Annotated in this window: 13 protein-coding genes, 1 tRNA gene and 1 pseudogene; 4 read left to right on the top strand and 11 right to left on the bottom strand. The window is 34.4% G+C overall.

Going from position 1 to position 18,750, the window contains the following annotated elements; genetic code table 11:
• Window positions 1-183: 183 nt before the first annotated feature.
• The 4 genes from ME3_RS04050 to ME3_RS04035 form a co-directional block, all read right to left on the bottom strand.
• Window positions 184-259 (bottom strand) — tRNA-Thr (locus tag ME3_RS04050).
• Between the two features lie 208 nt (window positions 260-467).
• Window positions 468-1,814, bottom strand: a complete 1,347-nt coding sequence (gene accC / locus ME3_RS04045) for an acetyl-CoA carboxylase biotin carboxylase subunit (RefSeq protein WP_007477370.1) — start codon at window positions 1,812-1,814, stop codon at window positions 468-470.
• A gap of 14 nt (window positions 1,815-1,828) precedes the next feature.
• Entirely contained in the window at window positions 1,829-2,344 is a 516-nt protein-coding gene (accB, locus tag ME3_RS04040; RefSeq protein ID WP_007477369.1) for an acetyl-CoA carboxylase biotin carboxyl carrier protein, read from the bottom strand.
• A gap of 226 nt (window positions 2,345-2,570) precedes the next feature.
• On the bottom strand, window positions 2,571-3,428 hold the full coding sequence (locus ME3_RS04035) for a DsbA family protein (RefSeq protein WP_007477367.1): 858 nt from the start codon (window positions 3,426-3,428) through the stop codon (window positions 2,571-2,573).
• A 668-nt stretch (window positions 3,429-4,096) separates the two neighbouring features.
• Here ME3_RS04035 and glpD point away from each other — a divergent pair.
• The 3 genes and pseudogenes from glpD to cobT all read left to right on the top strand — a co-directional run bounded on the left by glpD (window position 4,097) and on the right by cobT (window position 8,542).
• Window positions 4,097-5,606: pseudogene (gene glpD, locus ME3_RS04030) on the top strand (glycerol-3-phosphate dehydrogenase).
• A gap of 433 nt (window positions 5,607-6,039) precedes the next feature.
• Window positions 6,040-7,020, top strand: coding sequence for a tRNA dihydrouridine(20/20a) synthase DusA (gene dusA, locus ME3_RS04025; protein WP_007477356.1), 981 nt, complete (start codon window positions 6,040-6,042; stop codon window positions 7,018-7,020).
• Between the two features lie 523 nt (window positions 7,021-7,543).
• Complete coding sequence (gene cobT, locus ME3_RS04020) at window positions 7,544-8,542, top strand: nicotinate-nucleotide--dimethylbenzimidazole phosphoribosyltransferase (protein WP_007477354.1); 999 nt, start codon at window positions 7,544-7,546, stop codon at window positions 8,540-8,542.
• A gap of 524 nt (window positions 8,543-9,066) precedes the next feature.
• Here cobT and ME3_RS04015 read toward each other — a convergent pair.
• The 5 genes from ME3_RS04015 to topA all read right to left on the bottom strand — a co-directional run bounded on the left by ME3_RS04015 (window position 9,067) and on the right by topA (window position 16,513).
• On the bottom strand, window positions 9,067-9,702 hold the full coding sequence (locus ME3_RS04015; RefSeq protein ID WP_007477352.1) for a uracil-DNA glycosylase family protein: 636 nt from the start codon (window positions 9,700-9,702) through the stop codon (window positions 9,067-9,069).
• 43 nt (window positions 9,703-9,745) lie between these two features.
• Window positions 9,746-10,315 carry a thermonuclease family protein gene (locus tag ME3_RS04010; protein ID WP_007477351.1) on the bottom strand — a complete coding sequence of 190 codons (570 nt, stop codon included), beginning with the start codon at window positions 10,313-10,315 and terminating at the stop codon, window positions 9,746-9,748.
• A gap of 540 nt (window positions 10,316-10,855) precedes the next feature.
• Complete coding sequence (gene rpmG, locus ME3_RS04005) at window positions 10,856-11,023, bottom strand: 50S ribosomal protein L33 (protein ID WP_007477349.1); 168 nt, start codon at window positions 11,021-11,023, stop codon at window positions 10,856-10,858.
• A 604-nt stretch (window positions 11,024-11,627) separates the two neighbouring features.
• Complete coding sequence (gene rnr, locus ME3_RS04000; RefSeq protein ID WP_007477347.1) at window positions 11,628-13,904, bottom strand: ribonuclease R; 2,277 nt, start codon at window positions 13,902-13,904, stop codon at window positions 11,628-11,630.
• 59 nt (window positions 13,905-13,963) lie between these two features.
• Entirely contained in the window at window positions 13,964-16,513 is a 2,550-nt protein-coding gene (gene topA / locus ME3_RS03995; RefSeq protein WP_007477343.1) for a type I DNA topoisomerase, read from the bottom strand.
• 247 nt (window positions 16,514-16,760) lie between these two features.
• Here topA and ME3_RS07330 point away from each other — a divergent pair, with 247 nt between their 5' ends.
• Window positions 16,761-16,967 carry a hypothetical protein gene (locus ME3_RS07330; RefSeq protein WP_007477340.1) on the top strand — a complete coding sequence of 69 codons (207 nt, stop codon included), beginning with the start codon at window positions 16,761-16,763 and terminating at the stop codon, window positions 16,965-16,967.
• Here the strand turns inward: ME3_RS07330 and dprA are convergent.
• Window positions 16,897-18,129 (bottom strand): DNA-processing protein DprA, encoded by a 1,233-nt coding sequence (dprA, locus tag ME3_RS03990; protein ID WP_007477338.1) that lies wholly within the window; start codon window positions 18,127-18,129, stop codon window positions 16,897-16,899. The two genes, ME3_RS07330 and dprA, sit on opposite strands and share 71 nt — an antisense overlap.
• Window positions 18,086-18,742 carry a glycerol-3-phosphate 1-O-acyltransferase PlsY gene (plsY, locus tag ME3_RS03985; protein ID WP_007477337.1) on the bottom strand — a complete coding sequence of 219 codons (657 nt, stop codon included), beginning with the start codon at window positions 18,740-18,742 and terminating at the stop codon, window positions 18,086-18,088. The genes dprA and plsY overlap by 44 nt, the downstream gene beginning before the upstream one ends.
• Window positions 18,743-18,750 lie beyond the last annotated feature (8 nt).

Here is an 18,750-nt window from a genome sequence, read left to right as displayed (position 1 = left end):
GAGACATCTTAAAGCATAATCAAAACGGACAACGCTCATGTGGATGGAAACCTATTAACAAAAAATCAGGATGATTTGCGTGCACTTTATAAAGACAAATTGCAAAAGCCTATTCCCTAACCCTGATTATTTTATCCCTAACCTTAAATAAATATCAACAAAATCAATGGGTTATAAAGTACATGGTGCCCCCAGAGAGACTCGAACTCCCGACCCCCTGATTACAAATCAGGTGCTCTACCAACTGAGCTATAAGGGCGTTACTGTACCGGAAGTAACACAAACTTCCAAAAAGGCAAATAGAAAATTATAGATTTCAATACATATTTTTTAAAAAGTATATTTTAAAGTTGAAATAGTTGGATTTGTATTATGTTTTTATTTCTTACAGTTTTTAATGTTTATTATAAAAGATAAATAAAGTGCTATTCAAACCTGATTAATTTTGCTACTGTTTATAAATTTAGTCAAGCTGATTTATCAGCAAGATATTTTTCTAACCAGTTAATGTTATAGTTTCCATCAATAATATCTTGGTTACCAATAAGATCACGAAATAAAGGTAACGTAGTTTTAATTCCATCAACCACAAACTCATCTAAAGCACGTCGTAAACGCATCATACACTCTAAGCGTGTACGCCCATGAACAATTAATTTTCCAATTAAGCTGTCATAATAAGGTGGAATATAATAACCTGAATAAGCAGCTGAATCGACACGTATCCCTAAACCTCCAGGTGTGTGAAAATGTGTGATAAGTCCTGGTGATGGCATAAAGTTAATTGGATTTTCAGCATTAATACGGCATTCAATAGCATGGCCAGAAAAACGAATATCATCTTGTGTAACTGAAAGCCCTTGGCCAGATGCAATATGAATTTGTTCATGGACCAAATCTATACCTGTAATTGCTTCAGTTATAGGATGTTCAACCTGTAAACGGGTATTCATTTCAATAAAATAGAATTCTCCATTTTCGTAAAGAAATTCAATAGTTCCTGCTCCACGATAACCAAGTTTTGCGCAAGCATTTGCAACAATGGAACCAATTTTTTTTCGTTCAAGTTCATTAAGGGCAGGAGAGTATGCTTCTTCCCATATTTTTTGATGGCGCCGTTGAAGTGAACAATCACGTTCTCCTAAATGAATGGCATTGCCAGCTCCATCACCTATAACTTGAATTTCAATGTGACGTGGTTTTTCTAAATATTTTTCGATATAAACTGCATCATCATTAAATACGGCACGAGCTTCTGAACGTGCTGTATTAAAAGCAGTGGAAAGTTCTTTTTCAGAACGAACGACTTTCATACCGCGCCCGCCACCACCTGCAGAAGCTTTAATAATAACAGGGTAACCGATTTCATCAATAATACGCAGAGCTTCTTTTTCATCGGTTACAGCTCCATCTGAACCTGGTACAGTAGGAATTCCAAGATTTTTAGCGGTTTTTTTTGCTTCAATTTTATCACCCATGATGCGAATATGCGCAGATGTTGGGCCAATAAATGTAATTTCATGAGCTTCTAAAATGTCTGCAAATTTTGCATTTTCAGAAAGAAAACCATATCCTGGATGAATAGCATCAGCTCCTGTAATCTCGCACACAGAAATAATTTGCTGAATATTTAAATAAGAATCACGAGATGGAGGAGGACCAATACAAACACTTTCGTCAGAAAGACGAACATGCATAGCGTCAGCATCAGCAGTTGAATGAATAGCTACAGTTTTGATTCCAAGCTCTTTACAAGCTCGTAGGATGCGAAGAGCAATTTCTCCTCGGTTCGCAATGAGGATTTTCTGAATCATATCTACCTCTCGCTTTATTCAACAATAATAAGTGGTTCATCAAACTCAACTGGTTGAGCATCTTTAACAAGAACAGCAGTCACAGTACCTGAGCGTGGTGACGGAATATGATTCATTGTTTTCATTGCTTCAATAATAAGCAATGTTTGACCTTCAGAAACATTTTGTCCTATTTCTACAAAAGGTTGTGCACCGGGTGCAGGTGCAAGATATACAGTACCAACCATTGGAGATGTTATTGCGTTATTTGACTGCTCTTCTTTTGTCGGGGTTGTAGCCGTTAAGTCTTCTTTTGTCGGGGTTGTAGCCGTTAAGTCTGAAGAAGAGGTTACAGTAGGAGCTGGAATAGACGCATAAATTGTTTGTTCAGGAGCCGCTAGAGTATTTTGGCGTGATACACGAATACGAAGTCCACCTTGTTCAAGCTCAATATTAGTTAAATTTGTATCGTTCAAAATTTTAGCAAGGTCGCGGATAAGTTCCATATTAATTTCGATATGTTTAGTCGCATCCGTTTTTTTTGTTGCCATTTTATTTATAACTCCTTGATCAATAAAGATCATCGCTATTTACATTTTTATGCTTAAATGTCTCTAGGCGGTTCATTACCTTTTTGTCTGGTATTTTCATTACACTTTGCAGTTTTAGTTTATTCTGCTCGACAAAATCACACTTATAAGCTTGTTAACAAAAAAGAGAAAGTTAGAAAATATATTTTGACATCTCTTAATAATTTTAGTGGGGTAAAAAAGGGTTTCATTGTATGCTCTCTATTGCTTCTTTTAAAATATCTTCACTTACAGCTCCAATGAATACTTTATCGCCAATAATATGAGAGGGAGTACCGTTAATATTTAATGTGGAAGCAATTTGAATATTTCTTTTAAAGGGCTTTCGCAGGTTAGGGTTTTGTATTGCATTATACAAATCTTTTTCATTTGCTCCTAATGAAACCGCTATTTTTATAGCCTTGGCTTTGTTTGCACGATTCTGACTAGTTAAAAGTTCTTTATAAAATTGGAAATATTTCTCTGGAAATTGTTGTCGAAAAGCATAAGCAATTGTATGCGCTTCTATCGAATCAGGACCTAAAATGGGTAAATCTTTGATAATTATTCGCAGGTCTGGGTATTCTTTTATTAAGTTTTCCATATTAGAGTAAAAACGTTTACAAAAATTACAATTGTAATCAAAAAATTCAACAAGTGTTACTTTACCATTTGGATTACCAAAAACAGCATCGTGAGGAGATTGAAAAATTTCCTTTTCTAATGATTTAACAACAAAAGCTTGTTGCTCCTCTATCCCCCCCAACTTTTTTTGGAGGACAAGCTGCATTTCAATCATAATTTCTGGATTTTTGAGAAGGTAGTCTTTTACAATTTCTCGGATGTAATCATCATTTGTACGTGTTGTGAGTTTTTCACTAAGTTTGGATAAAAAAGTGGAATCTTTCAGAAGCTGTATTTTAAGGCTTTCTGTGATTGAATTATTTAATGTTGGCTCTTTTGCTTTTAAGCTTGATAGAGGTAAGCAGATTAAAATACTTAACATGACTATCATTGAAAATTTTGCAATGAATGTTGTTGTTAAGTGTTGAAGCTGATGTGTCATCTATATATCTTTATATTTTAATAGAGTATCTATAAAACTATATGGGGAGTATTATGTATACGCAACAAAACATTGAATCATGGCATAAACTTAGTGGGTAATAGAAATAACATCAATTGCTTTTTTTACTACTATGAAAAATTATTCTATATTGCATGATTTTCAGTAGTTATATTTTCTACTCAGGTTATTTTTGTATTGAAAAACCTGCAATAAACGCACAAAAATAAATATTCTCCTAATCTTAATGCCATAGATCACTTAAAAAAACTTTTTAAAAGCTGCTATATTGTGTGTTATATAATGTTTTTCTATTGTAGTTATCTCAAAGTGTTGCAAAAACAATGCAGATTTTACAAAATGTTTGAAGGAGCATAAATATTTCTGTAATGCCTTAAATATTGACCACTAAAATGTTTATTAGATAGTTTAGTTTTTTGCTCTAATATATCTATTCTTTTGAAGCTATATTTTTTAGTTTTTACAATAGTTTGACGGTAATAGTTTCTTTTTTTATTTAATACCATTTAAATTTATCTGGTATCGATACTGTTTATACTAATGTAAACAGTATGCTCATATTGGAGTGAGAATAATTCATATTGATTTTAATTATCTTTTATATTGAACACGGTGAATAAAAATAAATTTAATATGAAAGTGAAATTATGAAAGCCACAACGCATTATGATTTGTTTATTATTGGGGGTGGAATAAACGGATGTGGAGTGGTAAGAGATGCAGCAGGTCGTGGGTTTAGTGTTGGATTAGCTGAAATGAACGATCTTGCATCGGGTACGTCAAGTGCATCAACAAAGCTTGTTCATGGTGGTCTTCGTTATCTTAAACACTATGAATTTAAACTTGTTCGTGAAGCGTTGAAGGAACGAGAAATTATTTGGCATATGGCTCCACATATTGTGCATCCTTTGCGTTTTATTCTTCCCTATCATCAAAAAATGCGAGCTGCTTAGATGTTACGTTTTGGGTTTTTCCTTTATGACTATCTCGGCGGTAGAATCAAAAACTATGGTGTAGCAAAAAGGTTGATTTTTCAAAAGAATTTAGCATTCCATTTCAGAAAATTTATAATAAAGGTTTTGAGTATTCCAATGCAGTAGTAGATGATGCTCGTTTAATTATTGCCGATGCACGCGATGCAAAAAAAGAGGGGATGACATAAAAGTACTTACAGAAGTTTTATCTTTGAAAATGGAAGAACAAAAATGGCTTATAACGCTTCATGATAAGTTAAATAATCAAGAATATTGTATTTGCGCCTCCTATATTGCAAATATGGCAGGACCTTGGGTCAATCATGTTTTAAGCAATGTTTTAGATTATAAAGAACATTCACCAGTGCGGCTTGTTAAAGGGTCTCATATCGTAGTTCCAAGCCTTTATACTCATGATCGTGCTTATATTTTTCAAAATAATGATGGCCGTATTATTTTTTCTATTCCGTATCAAGAAGAATTTACATTGATTGGAACAACAGATTGTGACTATCAAGGTGATCTTACTGATATTCGTATTAGTAATGCAGAAATTGACTATATTTGTGCAGCAGTAAATGAATATTTTGCTCAACCAATATTACGTGAAAACATTGTATGGAGCTATTCTGGCGTTCGCCCGCTTTATGATAATGGTGCTACAAAAGCACAAGAAACTACACGTAATTATGTTTTGAAAGAAATGGGCGTAGGAAGTGCTCCACGAATTCTTAATCTTTATGGTGGCAAGATTACAACTTATCGTAAATTAGCTGAAGATGTAATAAAGTTTGTTGAAAAGGCGCTTGGTTCTAAGGGAATGGCGTGGACAATAAATTCAGTACTGCCTGGTGGTGATTTTTCGTGTAATCAATTGGATATGATTGAAAAAAAGATTGCTCTTTTGCTTCCAGATTTAGATGCATTTATGTGGCACAGGCTTGCTCGCTCCTATGGTACAGAAGCGCTTATAATATTTGCCAATGGTAAAGCAGGTAGAGGAAAGGATTTTGGGCATGGACTTTATGAAGTAGAAGTTAAATGGTTAATGGAAAAGGAATGGGCTAAGATGTGTGAAGATGTACTATGGTGTCGTTCAAAACTGGGACTTTTATTGAATAAACAAGAAATCGATGTTTTTGCTGCTTATATAGAGGATAAAAAAGATCACCTAAGATTATAGATCTTAGTTTGATTAATTAGCACTACAGCATTTTTAGTATATTGATACCGGGACAATTTCTAAGATACCATAATATTATTTTTGTTATTACTTTATTTTTGAATGATCAAAATCCTTTAGATGTTAAAATAGTAAAATGTGTTGTGAAAAAATAGCAAAGGTGAATTTGGGGTACGAGTACTCCATAAATTAATATGGAATAGTAAAGCAAATTTAGCTGTATGCAATGAAGGAGAATAATGCCTTTTGTATTTTGCTGTTTAATTTTAACAAAATTTAGGTCATTTAGAAAAGGTAATAAGGTATAAAGCGCGTTTTTATATCCTCAACCGATGGTAGAAAGCGATAAAACTATTGTGGGTAGGAAAAAAGACATTATTGCTCGTATACATGAATAAAATGCTATGAATGAAAATGTATAAGTAATGCTTTTATGACGTTGTATAATTCTCCATCATTAGTAAAATTTGCAGTAGCACCAATGCTAGATTGGACGGATCGGCATTGCCGTTTTTTTTATCGTCTTTTAACAAAGAAGACGCTGCTTTATACTGAAATGGTTGTAGCAGATGCTGCAATCCATGGCATTCGTGAACGGTTATTGGCTTTTAGTGATGAAGAACATCCGATTGCGTTGCAATTAGGTGGATCAGATTCGCAAAAATTAGCAGAAGCAGCGCGAATTGCAGAAGACTTTGGATATGATGAAATAAACCTCAATGTTGGTTGTCCATCAAATCGTGTTCAAGCAGGCATGTTTGGTGCTTGTTTGATGCTCTATCCTGATATTGTAGCAAGGGCTGTAGAAGCAATGAAACAGGCTGTGACCATATCTGTGACTGTTAAATGTCGTATTGGTGTAGATAAGCAAGATGAAGAATTAGCTTTAGATATTTTAGCTGAGCAGGTATGGAACGCCGGTTGTGATGCACTTTGGGTGCATGCACGCAAAGCGTGGTTAAAAGGATTAAGTCCAAAAGAAAATCGTGGTATTCCAGAACTTAATTATGAGAGAGTTTATAGATTAAAACGTAAATATCCCTATAAATTTATTGGGATAAATGGTGGAATTCAATCAATTGATGAAGTCAAAGAACATTTAAAATTATGTGATGCCACCATGGTGGGACGGCAAGTTTATCATAATCCAGCTTTACTCATGTTCATTGATTCTAAAATATATGGTGAATCACAGAACAATCTTAGTGATTGTGATCTCATTGATGCTATGAGTGATTATGCTGCTAAACATATAGCATCAGGTGGACGTCTTTCTCATGTGACACGCCATATGATTAATTTATTTCATGGTCGAAATGGTGCACGTCGGTGGCGGCAAATATTATCAAATGATGCAACAAGAAGAGATGCAGGTGTGTCTGTTTTAAAAGAGGCTTTTGCTGCTTTTATTTAAGATAAATTTCGTTAAAACTCTAAATTCTACTTTAATATTTTACATTAATTAATTTATATTATAAATTGTAATTTATACGTAATTTTATGATTATATTAAATAATCAAAAGGAGAGGTGTTAAATACGATCATCTATGATAATAAAATCCTGTTAAAATTTGAAAAGGAAGATGTGAAGACTTTTTTATAAATGCATATGTAATAAATACTGAAACATTACGATTTTTGGAATATTTTCGCGATAAAGAATCCATAAGCTCGGTAAGCTTACCTTTGTTAAAGCAAGCTAGTTATAGATGCTGTGAGTAGTGTACAGATAAGCATTTCTGTAATAGAAATTAAGTCGCATCATTAGCAATATTATTAGTATTTAGAAATAAATGATTTTAAAAAAATTAAAGATAAATCATTACTTCAATTACAATGTTAATATATTTATACTGTAAAAAAACAACGAATTATTTATACTCTGTTTATAAGATAAAATTTTATTGATACGCTATAGATTTAAAAAGATGTTTTTATGAACAGCAGTCCATTTGATGATTTTCGTGCATTATTAACAAATTTACCGAGTCCTGATGAGTTTTCTATGATTTTGGCTAGAAAACGGCAAGCGCAATTAGTAAAGCCGCAGGGAGCTCTAGGAAAGTTGGGGGATATTGCAGTTTGGTATGCAGGGTGGAGAGGTGAGGAAAAACCAATTATAACACAGCCTTTAGTGGCTATTTTTTCTGGTAATCACGGTGTTATTGAGGAAAATGTTACACCATTTCCGCAATCTATGACACAAGAGGTGGTAAAAAAGATTACTGCTGGTGGTGCAGCTATCAATCAAATCTGCATGGCCTATAATCTTAGACTAAAGATATTTGACTTAGCTCTAGAATGCCCAACAATGAATATTACTAAAGACGCAGCAATGGGTGAGCGTAATACAACTGCGACAATGGCATTTGGTATGGAATCAATTGCTGGAGGAACAGATCTTTTGTGTGTAGGTGAAATGGGAATTGGTAACTCAACAATAGCATCAGCTTTGTGTCTAGCTTTATTTGGTGGGGAGGCTGAAGAATGGGCTGGATCTGGTAGGGGAGGCGTAGGAGAATTTTATGAACGCAAAGTGAGAGCAATAAAAACAGCTATTTCTTTGCATGAGGGTTATTTAAATGATCCTTTTGAAATTATGCGTCGCTTAGGAGGGCGTGAAATTGCAGCGATGGTGGGGGCTATCTTAGCAGCAAGAATGGAAAAAATTCCAGTTATCTTGGATGGTTTTGTAGCAACAGTAGCAGCGGCAGTATTATATAAAATGAATCCAAGGATACTTGATCATATTATTATTGGTCATATTTCTTCTGAACCAGCTCATCGTAAACTTTTGGGAAAAATTGGGAAAGAACCACTTTTAGATTTAAAGATGTGTTTTGGAGAAGGAACAGGTGCGGCTATGGCTGCTGGTGTGGTCAAAGCTGCTCTTTTAACCCATGCACAAATGACAGTTTGTGAACAAGAAGATTAGAAAAATAATAATGTGATCAATAAATATCGAGAAGAGTTTTAAGAATTCTACTCATTTGTTTTTGCTGTTTTATATAATCATGAGGTATTACTATCGGTTAATTCTATTATGAAAGAAGATAGAAAGCTGCAGAATATTAATTTAACAGTTAAAATCTTTTATAAAAGTCATCACAATTTCAATACTAGAACTACAGAACGCAATAAGTAGTAGGTATTTCGAACTTTATTTGATAAAATTTAATCATTTCGTGAAATTTTTTTATAATTTTTGAGAAATGTTAGAGGTGTTCACAGTTTTGTTGAGTCAAATAGGAAGAACTATAATATATGCAGCTGTTTTTTTAAGAAAAAGTAGCAACACAACATTAAATAATACTATTTTTTAGAGTTTTTAAATTTTGTGCCAGAAAAGGGTTATCAAAATCATTTTTTTAAGGCAAATCGAAGACAGAAAATGGTAATATTTTCTTGCGAAAAATAAATTTAAGATCAAGATAATTTATCTTTTTTTTCAATACTAAATTATAAAAACTTACGCACCAAATGACGAAGATATACGATCAATTCATCATTAAACCATGGGTGTTGTTGTAGCCAAAAGGTATTTCGCCATGATGGATGAGGTAAAGGCATAACATTATATCCTCGGGGTTGACGGATAGAAAGAATGTTTTTCCAATCATTAACAGTTTCTGAAACGGTTTTATGTTTAAGTTCTGCAATGTGCCATTTTTGTGCATAATTTCCAATAGCAAGGACAAGCTTTATTTGAGGCATAGCTTGAAATATTTTTTCATGCCATATTTCTTGACATTCGCGTCTTGGTGGTAAATCAGATTTATTTTGGTCATAGCCAGGAAAACAAAATCCCATGGGAACAATAGCAAATAAAGATCTGTCATAAAATTCGTCGCTTGTTACACCTAGCCAATCACGTAATCTATCTCCAGAACGATCATTGAAAGGAATAGAGGTTTCATGAACACGTAATCCCGGGGCTTGACCTGCAATTGCAATAGAAGCTGTTTTAGATAAGTAAACAACAGGCTTTGGTTCATGGGGAAGAGGGGGAAAATAATGTGGACGTTCAACACAAACACGACAAAAACAAATTTGTTCTCCCAATTTAACAATTTGATCACATTTTTGTTGCGTCATGATAGATAAAAACTAATGACAGCATTACGAAAAAGCAATAATTTTATCTTTTTATATAAGGATGAACTTTTCGCCACTCTTGCGGTTGTTGAAAATGCGATTGCCATATACCTTTTTTTTGCGCTTTGGCTTTTTGCTCCTCCTTCTGGTAGGTATAACCATAGTAACTTATAGCCCACCCATCACGCACCATTTTTGCATTAATATTTTTGACTTTTTCTGTTCTACATGTGCCAAGAACACGCTGATATTTGTCTTTTTTATCCCAATGACAGGTAACAAATCGGTTCGCTATAAGCTTTTGTAAATGCTCTTTTGCTTTAATGCCGCATGGGTAACGCTTCGTCTCCATACCACAAAATTGACGCAGTTCAGGAGCATCAATTCCTACAAGTCGGATCATAACATCGCCAATTCTGATTGAATCACCATCAATAACAATTGCATTTCCCGTAATAGATTCTGTTGAAGCAGAAGACACTTCTTGAGGTCGCGACCACGCGCATCTCACATTAATCATTACATTGATGAAAACGCTGACGACTATAAAAGCCCCTAAAACTGTAACTTTCCGATAAAAATCACTTAAATCAAAATAAGCATTATTTCTCATAGAAGAATTAATATCATAATGTGTTCGATTAAGTCAAGATACACTTTATACTATGGAAGTATCTTATTTTTTTAATGCTGATTGTGCCATTATGATAATAAACATCTCGGGAGCAATACTCATTAGTATTAATGTTATGTGGCTAAAAGCCCCTTTAAATACTCAAATATTCAAATCTATAATGTTGTTCGTTAACTAACTGAGTTTATTTTTTTATAATTTCACGTATACAACGAAAAAATTCCATTTGTCTGAGCTATTTAAATAGCCTTAGTTGAATAACCTTTGTTGCAATCTTCAATATAAAAAGTTTTTCCCATGATAAAGCAGCAAAATATCTAACAATTAATGGAATTTTTGGCAATATGAATCACTATTATTTAGAGCAAAATACAAACCAATTATTTAGCTAATTTTGTTTTAAATAGTAGCTATGAGATAAATCTTTTAAAAAACATTCAACACTTATTAGTGTTTTTAAAGTGTGTTTATATAATTAGCAGAAATAAACAGCGCTACAATTTAAATGGATAAAATCAATTACTTGATTTTTGTTTCCTTAAACTCAACGTGTTTTCTAGCAATTGGGTCATATTTACGTTTGCTCATTTTATCTGTCATTGTGCGGCTATTTTTCTTTGTTACATAGAAAAAACCAGTATCTGCAGTTGACAAAAGCTTAATTTTAATAGTTGCTGCTTTAGCCATAATAAGGATCCTATTAAACTGAAAATGATACTATTTTACTTTCAAAACTCATTTTTGATACAATTATATTTCATTGTCAACACTACGGATGTTGTAAAAAAAGTCAAGACTTGATTAGTTTTCTTATCAGGTAAGTGTAAGTACTAGATTAATATATCAGCCAAAGAAATAAATCATCACAGAGGAAAAATAAAAAAGTTTTTAAATATTTGTTGCTTGACCAATAACAATTACTTCAATGAGTATGATAATTCTAGATCGAAAATGATCCACGGTAACTGTTGTGATTTCACTATAATTAATGATGTTATTTTAAAAATCTGTTTAGTCATTAGTAGTAAAGCAAATTGTGTTTTCTGCTTTTAATATTAACACTTAATCTAAGTAGGGTAGGTTTTTCAGAAATTAATCTTATTTTTCCATAATGCTTCTTTAACAATGATAAATGTGATCGTTTGTATACCCTAATTATAAATAATGAACTGCAACTTTTTCAAATACGGACAGAATCAATTGAAGTAAAAATAAATATTCTTATAGCGTAGTGATAATTTAAATTCTTTCTTAGAAAAAGGTAATATCTAAAAAATATAGCTTTATTATTTCAATATCGTCTTTGTTTATAGGAATTACGTTCCCGTTTTTTTGTTGTAAATTTGTTTTTACGATAGGAAATGAATGAAAAAGTAAACGAATGAGGTTGCGTTAATATTTCAAAACATAAAATACCAGCAAGAGGTTGTACTTCTATAAGTTTTACCTCTACCTCATCGCCAAGTTGATAGCCTTTACGACTCCATTTTCCTATAAGGGTATGTTGTGTTTCATCAAAATGATAATAATCACGTTTAAGTGTGGAAATGGGCACAAAGCCGTCTGCATTTAGTTTATCAAGTGAAATAAAAAGACCTACTTTTGTAACTCCAGAAATGCGACCTTTAAATGAATGGCCTATTTTATTAACCAAATAATGTGCAACAAGCCGATCGACAGTTTCTCTTTCAGCCATCATTGCACGGCGTTCATATGCAGAAATTTGCATAGCGATTGCTGTTAAATTTTGTTCTTGTGCATCTGTTAGTTTGTCGTCACCTAATTGCAGGGCTTTAATAAGTGCTCGATGAACAATCAAATCAGCATAACGGCGGATTGGTGATGTAAAATGTGTATAGTTATGCAAATTTAGGCCAAAGTGCCCTATATTTTCAGGATTATATTCAGCTTGAGATTGTGAGCGTAAAATAACCTGATTAACCAATTCCTGTTGTTGTGTATTAATGACTTGTGCAAGAATGTTATTGAATCGTTCTGATGTAAGTTCTGCTCTTCGAGAAAATGATATCCCTAAACTCTGGAGAAAGTTCTGTAGTATTTCTTGTTTTGCAAGAGATGGCTTATCATGAACGCGATAAATAAAGGGCTGATGATGTTGTTTTAATGTTTCCGCGGCTGCAACATTAGCCTGTATCATAAATTCTTCAATTAAGCGATGTGCTTCTAGATGAGGTGGAACCACAACATCTTTAATATGCCCATTTTGATCAAGAATGATCTTTTTTTCTGGTACCTCTAATTCAAGTGGTTTTCGACGATTGCGTGCAATTTTGAGTTTGATATAAGCTCTCCACAATGGCTGCAAGATATTCTCAAGAAGAGGGGCTGTTTTTTCATTTGTATTTCCTTCAATTGCACATTGTACTTCTTGATAAGATAGTTTTGCTACCGTACGCATAATAATACGGTGGAAACTATGTTTGCATTTGTTGCCATTTGCATCAAAAATCATACGAACAGCTAAAGCAAGCCTGTCTTTTCCTTCAAGAAGAGAGCATAAATTATTAGAGATGTATTCAGGAAGCATTGGCACAACGCAATCAGGAAAATAAACAGAATTGCCTCGTTTCAATGCTTCTTGGTCTAAAGCACTTCCTGTTTTTACATAATAAGAGACATCTGCGATTGCTACAGTGACAATCCAACCATTGTTATTTGCAGGATCTTCATCTTTTACGGCATAAACGGCATCGTCATGGTCTTTTGCATCTGGTGGATCAATTGTAACAAACGGTAACTGTCGCCAATCTTCACGATTTATTGTGCTGACAATAGGTTTTGCACTTTTGGCTTGGCTCAAAACCTCTTCAGGAAAAACATAAGGAATTCCTTTTGAAATAAGCGCAATCATTGAAAGTGCTTTTTCACTGTCGATAGATCCCAAAACATTTTTTACTTTTGCGCTTTTTGATCTGTAAGTTGTATTTTTTCTAATTTCAGCTTCAACGAGATCACCCGATTTTATACCAACATCTAAAGGTGTTTCAATAATTAGGTCATTAGTTTTACGGTCTATAGAACAAAGCTGCCATTGGTTATTTTCTAATTTTTTTACTATGCCGAGCATAGTTCTTTCTTGCTTATCAATTTTGCGGATAATACGCCCTGTATAGGAGAAACTTTGAGGGGTCTTATTTCGAAAAATTTTTACAAGAAGATGATCTCCAAGACTAATACTGGCTCCTTTTATATAGCGAGGAGGTATTTCAATATTTGGCGTTAAATCACCCTTCCATTCAAGAGGCTGTGCAATAAAACCGCCATTGTTATCTGATGCACTTATTTTAACTAAAGTAACAGGGGGCAATCTCTCTTGAGTCGTTATTTTCTTATGTTTTTTTGATACAAAGTTAGGATCTTTCAAGTAATTGAGCATATCTTTCAACCAACGGCGAGAATCGCCTTTTAAATTAAAAGCCTTAGCAATTTCGCGTTTATTTAATAGATTAGGATTATCAGTAATAAAGGACAAAATTTCTGCTTTATTAGGCAGTCGTTCAATATGAGAAGGCTGAAGATATTTTGTTTTTTTCTGACCTTTAACCAAAATTTCTGCCTCTTTTATCTTAGAAAAAGTTTTTTTCGATGCTATCTTTTTTTATGTGACTATTTTTTCCTATTCACTCTTTGCCCTTTTTTAGGGGTGGATGCTTTGGCTAAGAGAAGGTCTAATGCTTCTAAAAGCGTTACATCAGTGGGGTCTTTATCTTTTGGTAATGTGGCATTGATTTTTCCCCAATTTACATACAAACCATAACGTCCATCGCGCACGGTGACAGTTCCACCCTCTGGATGTTCACCTAATGTGATCAGTGCTTCAGGTGCTGTTCGGCCCCGTTTTGTTTTATTTTCTTGTTTTTCAGCTAACACTGTAACAGCACGATTGATACCAATCTCAAAAACTTCATTGATATCAGAAAGATTTGCAGATTTTCCGTCATGAGCAAGATAGGGGCCATATCGTCCAATTGTGGCTGTGATTATTTTTCCCGTTTCAGGGTGAACTCCAATTTCACGGGGAAGAGATAGCAAAGATAGGGCTTGATTAAGATCAATATTTTTTCTTGCCCACTCTTTTGGTAGCCCTACACGTTTGGCTCCTTTATCCTGACCAAGTTGAATATATGAACCAAAGCGACCACTGCAAAGAAAGATATCTTTTCCCGTTTCAGGATCAACGCCAAGTACAAGAGGCTCGTCACTGCGTACAACTTCATTTTCTTCTCCTGTATCTATACCAAGTTGGCGTGTATATTTGCATTCAGGATAATTGGAACAGCCAACAAATGCACCATAACGCCCTAGTTTTAGCGATAACTGGCCATTTGCACAAAGAGGGCAAGATCGGGGATCACTTCCATCTTCACGTGTAGGAAAAGCAAGAGGTGCTAATATTACGTTTAAAACATCAAGGACATGTGTTATACGCAAATTCTGGATATCGGTAACGGATGCATTAAATTCATTCCAAAAGTCATGTAAAACATCTTTCCAAGCTAGTTTTCCATCCGATATAAGATCGAGTTTTTCTTCAAGATTTGCTGTAAAGCCGTACTCTACATAACGATTAAAGAAACTTTCAAGAAAAGCTGTGACAATACGTCCTTTAGCATCAGGAACAAGCTTTCGTTTATCAGTTACAGTATAGCCACGTTCAGAAAGTATCGCTAATATAGAAGCATAAGTTGAAGGGCGGCCAATACCCAATTCTTCAAGTTTTTTGATTAATGAAGCTTCAGAATAACGGGGAGGGGGCTCTGTAGTGTGTTGAGTTAGCTCAACTTTTTCTTTTGTTAGTGCTTCATTTGCGTTGATGTGGGGTAGGCGCGCTGATTCATCATCTTCACCATTTTCTTCATCTCGTTGATCGGTATAGGCAGAAATAAAACCATCAAAGCGAATAACAGACCCTGTTGCACGCAAATTTGCATTATTTTCCCCTTGAATCGCTTGAATTTCGACTGTTGTACGTTCGATTTCAGCAGAACACATTTGGCTTGCAATGGCACGTTTCCATATCAATTCATATAATTTTTCTTGATCACTATCAAGAAAATTGCGTATTTGATTGGGGTTGCGTTGAAAATCTGTTGGGCGAATAGCTTCATGCGCTTCTTGTGCATTTTTTGCTTTTGTTGAATAAAAACGTGGTTTTTCAGGAACATAGTCATTACCAAAGGACTCTTTAATCACTTTTCGTGCTGAATCAATGGCTTCTGTTGCCATTTGTACACCATCTGTACGCATATAAGTGATAAGACCTGACGTTTCACCATTAATTTCAACACCTTCATAAAGTTTTTGGGCAATTCGCATAGTACGAGAAGGAGAGAAACCTAATTTTGAAGAGGCAGCTTGCTGTAACGTGGATGTTGTAAATGGTGGGGAAGGATTTCTTTTTATAGGTTTTGCTTCAATATTTAAGGTGCGATATTCTGCCTCCTCCAGCATGGAGCGGATTTTTTCTGCTTGTTCTAAGGATTTAATATCAAGTTTTCCAAGCTTTTCTTGGTTAAATGCTACCAGTCGCGCGTAAAAATTATCATCTCGAATCGTTTTTAAGGATGTTGTGATCGACCAATAATCTTCTTTAATAAAATGTTCTATTTCTGATTCGCGATCGCAAATAATACGTAAAGCAACCGATTGAACACGACCAGCTGAACGTGAACCTGGTAATTTACGCCATAAAACAGGTGAAAGTGTAAAACCAACGAGATAATCAAGAGCGCGGCGTGCAAGATAAGCGTCAACGAGCGATATATCAATATCACGCGGATTACTCATAGCATCAAGTACAGATTTTTTTGTGATTGCGTTGAAAACAACTCGTTTAACAGGTTTACCCTTTAAAGCTTTTTTTTGATTAAGAACATCAAGAATGTGCCATGAAATAGCTTCCCCTTCACGGTCGGGGTCGGTTGCCAAAATAAGACTATCAGCTTCCTTAACTGCTTTTGCTATTTCGTTTAAACGTTTTGCAGAAGCAGTATCGATATTCCATTTCATGGCAAAATCTTGATCAGGTAGAACAGAGCCATCTTTTGCAGACAAATCACGCACATGCCCAAATGATGCTACTACTTTATATTGAGGTCCAAGATATTTATTAATTGTCTTTGCTTTAGCTGGAGATTCGACGATAACGATATCCATGATTTTATCCGAATGTTAAAATAAAAAATTCTCTCTATAAACTCCTTTCAAATGAATAGCTAATGGCAATTAGTCAAGAACACATAAAAAAAACTATATTATACAACTTTTGATTGTTATTATTTAAAATACTCTTTATAAGAGACCGCATAACTTATTTTCCGTAGCTCATATAAAAAAGTATGTGGTAAAATATTAAGATAACATCTATTGAGAGATGGGGAGAATGCTCAAGGATAAAAAAAATATGCTTATAAATCGTTTAAAAATTATCCATTATATCACGGATATGTCAAAACAAATGAGTCAAATGGCGCGTCAAGCTCATAGTCCACTTTTAGCATTACTCTTGGATATGGTAGCCAAAGAGGGGCAAAGTATTATTAATAACTCTGAGGGGCTTGGGGAGGATTCAACGCCGACAATGACACACAACCGTCAGAGTGTCGAATAAGCTTCCCAGAAAGTTCAAGTTCAACTAATAAAAGGTAAAGGTTTTGTAAGGGAATATCTGAATGATTACTTAATGTATCTAGATCAATTGGAGTTGTTGAGAGAGCTGAAAGAATAGCTAAGCGTTCTGAATCATTTCTAGTAGAAGCAGATTTATCAGTTTCTGTATTAGGTAAACTAAAACCTTCCTCTTGAAATTGAATTGGATATTCTTTTTCAAAAAGATTAAGCTGAGAACTTACAGTATTTGAGACTAATGGTGTAAGTGTTTCTATAATATCAGAAGGGTGTGTAACCAATAAAGCACCTTCTTTAATAAGATTATTTGTACCAACTGATCTTGGATCAAGTGGAGAACCGGGAATGGCAAAAATTAATCGTCCTATTTCAACAGCTTGACGGGTTGTAATTAAGGATCCTGACCGCATAGCTGCTTCTGTTACTAAGAGGCCAAGCGATAAACCTGCAATAATACGATTTCTTCTTGGAAAATCGATAGCACGTGGTTTCCAACCAACAGGCATTTCACTAATAATTGCTCCACCATTCGTGATAATATCATCATAAAGTTTTTTATTTTCAGGAGGATAGATATGATCAATTCCGCCAGCCATAACTGCAACGGTACCTGTTTTTAAACTTGTTTGGTGAGCAATACTATCAATTCCACGTGCAAATCCAGAAATGGTTATAAAACCAGCGTTACCAAGAAAATGAGAAAATTGAGCAGTAAGCTTCTTACCTGCTGCCGAAGCATCTCGAGAGCCAATAATCCCAACGGAGGATTTATGAAAAACTGAAACATTGCCTTTTATAGTAATGAGTGGTGGGGAGGCTTCTGTTACCCTAAGATATGCTGGATAATCTGGTTCTCCTACGCCGACAAAACGAATACCCAATTTTTCAGCTTTTTGCATCTCTTTTTCAGCATCTTCTAACGTTGCTATCCGAATAGGTGCACAACGACCACTTTTTCTACTAAGCTCAGGAAGTACAGCCAAAGCATTTTCTGCTGTTTTATAATGATCAATTAAGTTACGAAAAGTAACAGGCCCAATACTCTCACTACGTAATAACCGCAACCAGTTTAAACGTTGATGATCAGTAAGTGGAATCCCTTTATTTATTTCTGTTTTTAGTGCCAATCTTACTTTCTTTCCCAACTAATAATCTACTGATATTCGTGTGATGTTTTATAATCACAAGTATGCTCATTATTACTATTATGCAATAAGCATAGAAGTAAGGGGAAAAAAAATAAATAAAAATTGGAACAATAATAACAGCAATAAGCCCGGATAATGAAGAATAATGCGTAGATAGAAAAATTCCCATCCAGATGATGATAAAAACAACTGCTGATGGCCAGTAAAATCCTAAGCATACACCTAGATAAGTAGCAACACCTTTGCCACCTTTAAATTTAAGCCATATAGGGAAAATGTGTCCTAAGAAAGCGAAAAAACCAGCTAGAACAACAATAATGCTGTGTTCTACTGGAATACTGTTTCTTAGTGGATAGATTAGAAGTTTTGCAGTTAGGATAATAACAATAGTTCCCTTTAGCATATCGCAAAGAAAAGTAAGAGCTGCAATTGTTTTATTTCCTGTACGTAAAACATTTGTCGTCCCAATATTTCCAGAGCCAATTGTCCTTATATCACCAAGTTTAGCAAAGCGTGTAAAAAGCAGTCCAAATGGGATAGAACCGATGAGATAAGATATCAGAAAAATAAATCCTATATGAACTTGAAAAAGCGCTTCTATTTCATTCATCAAAAGTC

It is taken from the genome of Bartonella melophagi K-2C (genome assembly GCF_000278255.1).
GTDB classification, from domain to species: Bacteria; Pseudomonadota; Alphaproteobacteria; order Rhizobiales; family Rhizobiaceae; genus Bartonella; species Bartonella melophagi.
This window is presented reverse-complemented; position numbering and strand designations above follow the sequence as displayed.